The following is a 3,428-nucleotide window of genomic DNA, read 5'->3' as shown; positions in this document are numbered from 1 at the left end:
CCGTTGGAGGTCGAGGACCCGGCCAACGGCCGGCACCACCGGGCCAGATGCGGTTACGGGGTGGCTGCCGCCGGGGCAGGCTTGTGGATCCCGAACAGCGGCAGCGTCACGCCGCACAGTGGGCCGATCAGCAATGCGAAGGCGAGGGTGCCGACGCCGACGTTGCCGCCCAACTGCCAGCCGATGACCAGCACGGTGCCTTCGATCAGGCTGCGCACGATCCAGATCGGCCAGCCGGTGCGGGCGTGCAGGCCGGTCATCAGCCCGTCGCGCGGGCCGGGGCCGAAGCGCGCGCCGATGTACAGGCCGGTCGCCAGCGCGACGAGCAGCAGGCCGCACCCGAACATCGGCACCTGCCAGGCAAGGCCCTGCACCTCCGGCAGCAACCACAACCCGAACTGCGCGCTTGGCCCGATCAGCATCACGTTGAGCACCGTGCCCAGGCCAGGCTTCTGCCGGATCGGCCACCACAGCAGCAGCACCAGCGCACCGATCACGTTGGTGGCCACGCCGAAGGACAGCGGGGTCTGCAGCGCGATGCCCTGTGACAGCACATCCCACGGCGCCACCCCGATCGCCGCACGAATCATCACCGCCGCGCCCATCCCGTACAGGAACAGGCCGATCAGCAGTTGCAGCAGACGCAGGGGCAGGGACGTGGGCATGGCCGTTTCACCGAAGGGGGCCTTGACTGTAGGCCGCCCCGTTGCGGGCAGACAGATACAGTTGGGCGCCAATATGCGCCGACACCGTCATTCCCAACCGGCGAGTACCAGCTTGCCGATCACGCTGCCGCTCTCCAATTGGCGATGTGCCTGGCGCAGGTTGGCCGCGTTGATCGCACCCAGATGCGCGCTGCGCGTGCTGCGCAGTTCGCCGGCATCGACCAGGCTGGCAACGCGGTTGAGGATGCGGTGCTGTTCGATCCTGTCCTCGGTGCGGAACTTGGCCCGCGCGAACATGAATTCCCAGTGGATGCCGATGCACTTGGCCTTGTACGGATCGCCGATGCGCAGCGCGCCGCGCGGCTCCACCACCAGGCCCACATGTCCCTGCGGCGCCAGCAGTTCACCCACTACATCCCAGTAATGATCGGTGTCGGCGAGGTTGAGCGCGACCTGCACCTGTTCCATGCCCAGCGCCTGCAGTTGCGGCGGCAGCGGCTGGCGATGATCAATGACGTGCGCGGCGCCCATCTGCCGGCACCAGTCCGCCGATGCCGGGCGCGAGGCGGTGGCCACCACGGTGAAACCGGCATGCCGGGCCAACTGGATCGCGATCGAGCCGACACCACCGGCGCCGCCGATGATCAGCATCACCTGGCCGGCATGTCGACGGTCATCGAACTGTAATGGCATGCGCTGGAAGAGCAGTTCCCACGCCGTCAGTACGGTCAGCGGCAGCGCCGCCGCGTCGGCGAAATCAAGCGTGGCCGGTTTGCGCCCGACCAGCCGCTCATCCACGCACTGCCATTGCGCATTGCAGCCCGGTCGGGTGACATCGCCGGCGTAATAGACCTCATCGCCCGGCGCGAACGCGGTGACCTCCGGCCCCACCGCATCGACGATGCCCGCCGCGTCATAGCCAAGGATGCGCGGCGGATCTTCCTGCTGCGCGCGCGGTGCACGTTGCTTGGTGTCCACCGGATTGACGGAAACGGCCTGCACGCGCACCAGCAGATCCGCGCCTGTGGGCGGGCCGGGTTGCGCAACGTTCAGGTCAAGTAGTGCGTCGGGATCGTCGATCGGCAGGTAACGGGTCAAACCCACAGCGTTCATGGCGGCTCCAGCGCTGGCTTGTTCGTCATCATACGGCTGCTGACAAAGCTGTTACTGCGCTGAATCACCCGTAAGGACGCGTTAACGCTGGAATACGGCATTGCACAGCGGAAATGCAGGCAAAAAAGCCGAAACCCTTGTCATTGCTGGGTCTTGCGGAATTTCATCAACCTGTATAGGGTGCCACCAGCTGGACCGGTAGAGGTCTGGCCGTCGTCTTCACATGTTACGTGACCGTTAACATCACCTTCACTCGCCTGAGCATAATGTTCGCGGCGGTGGCGTGCTGAATCGGCAGTCTGAAAACGACGCAGGTGCTGGCCCATGCCTCTACCGGTTTCATACCCCCGAAATAGGAGCTGTACTCAATGAACAAGAAGATCCTTACTGCCGCGCTGCTGGGCGGTCTGGCTTTCGCCCAGGCTGCATCGGCGCAGGATTTTGATGACCGCTGGTACCTGACCGGTTCGGCCGGCTTCAACTTCCAGGATAGCGACCGTCTGACCAACGACGCTCCGTTCGTGACCCTGGGCCTCGGTAAGTTCATCAGCCCCAACTGGTCGCTGGACGGCGAGCTGAACTACCAGAACCCGAACTTCGACGCGAACCAGGATCTGAACTGGAGCCAGTACGGCGTGTCCGTCGATCTGCGCCGCCACTTCATCTCCGAAGGCCGTGGCTGGAACCCATACCTGCTGATGGGTCTGGGCTACCAGAAGTCGGAAGAAGAGTACAACTCGCTGAACCTGAATGGTCCGCGTGAGCGTAAGGACGGCAACTTCGCCGCCAAGGTCGGCGTCGGCCTGCAGACCACCTTCGAAAAGCGCGTTGCTGTCCGCGCCGAAGTGGCCTACCGCGCTGATTTCGACGACCAGAGCATCTCGGCTCCGAACGAAAGCTGGTTCGGCGACGTGCTGGCTTCGGTCGGCGTCGTGATCCCGCTGGGCCCGGCCCCGACCGCTGCTGTGGTTGCCCCGGCTCCGGTGGCGCCGAGCTGCGCAGACATGGATGACGACGGTGACGGCGTCAACAACTGCGACGACAAGTGCCCGGATTCGCAGCCGGGTCAGACCATCGGTCCGGACGGTTGCCCGGTGCCGGTCTCCATCGACCTGAAGGGTGTGAACTTCGACTTCGACAAGGCGACCCTGCGTCCGGACGCCGTGGCGATCCTGAGCGAAGCCACCGAGATCCTGAAGCGTTACCCGGATCTGCGCGTTGAAGTTGCCGGTCACACCGACTCGAAGGGTACCGACGCTTACAACCAGAAGCTGTCGGAGCGTCGCGCCACCACCGTGTATGACTACTTGACCAAGAACGGCGTGTCCGCTTCGCGTCTGGTGGGTCCGATCGGCTACGGCGAGAGCCGTCCGATTGCACCGAACACCAACCCGGATGGTTCGGACAACCCGGAAGGTCGTGCAAAGAACCGTCGTACCGAGCTGAACGTCCAGAACTAATCCTTCTGGTAGTACAGCCTCAGAAGAGGGCCCGGCATTGCCGGGCCCTTTTTTTTTGCCTGTTCTTCTCCAAAAGCCAAAAGCTGTCGTTGCCGCCGGGTCCCAGGCTGGGCGGGGGTGTGTGGGTTCGCGGGACACGCTGCAAGTACATCCCTGTAAGCTCCGTCGCCGCATCCATGCGGCTCAGGGT

At 64.4% G+C, this 3,428-nt stretch carries 3 protein-coding genes; 1 reads left to right on the top strand and 2 read right to left on the bottom strand.

Going from position 1 to position 3,428, the window contains the following annotated elements:
- Positions 1 to 53: 53 nt before the first annotated feature.
- Both yczE and AC1DQP_RS18350 read right to left on the bottom strand, forming a co-directional pair.
- Complete coding sequence (gene yczE, locus AC1DQP_RS18355; protein WP_478052186.1) at positions 54 to 665, bottom strand: membrane protein YczE; 612 nt, start codon at positions 663 to 665, stop codon at positions 54 to 56.
- Between the two features lie 87 nt (positions 666 to 752).
- Entirely contained in the window at positions 753 to 1,778 is a 1,026-nt protein-coding gene (locus tag AC1DQP_RS18350) for a zinc-binding alcohol dehydrogenase family protein (protein ID WP_256776245.1), read from the bottom strand.
- 368 nt (positions 1,779 to 2,146) lie between these two features.
- Between AC1DQP_RS18350 and AC1DQP_RS18345 the strand changes: the two genes are divergently transcribed.
- Complete coding sequence (locus AC1DQP_RS18345) at positions 2,147 to 3,238, top strand: OmpA family protein (RefSeq protein ID WP_256776246.1); 1,092 nt, start codon at positions 2,147 to 2,149, stop codon at positions 3,236 to 3,238.
- The last annotated feature ends 190 nt before the right edge of the window (positions 3,239 to 3,428 follow it).

This window comes from Stenotrophomonas sp. P5_A8, assembly GCF_056400545.1.
The sequence above is the reverse complement of the archived record's forward strand: the minus strand, read 5'-3'. Positions and strand labels throughout refer to the sequence as shown.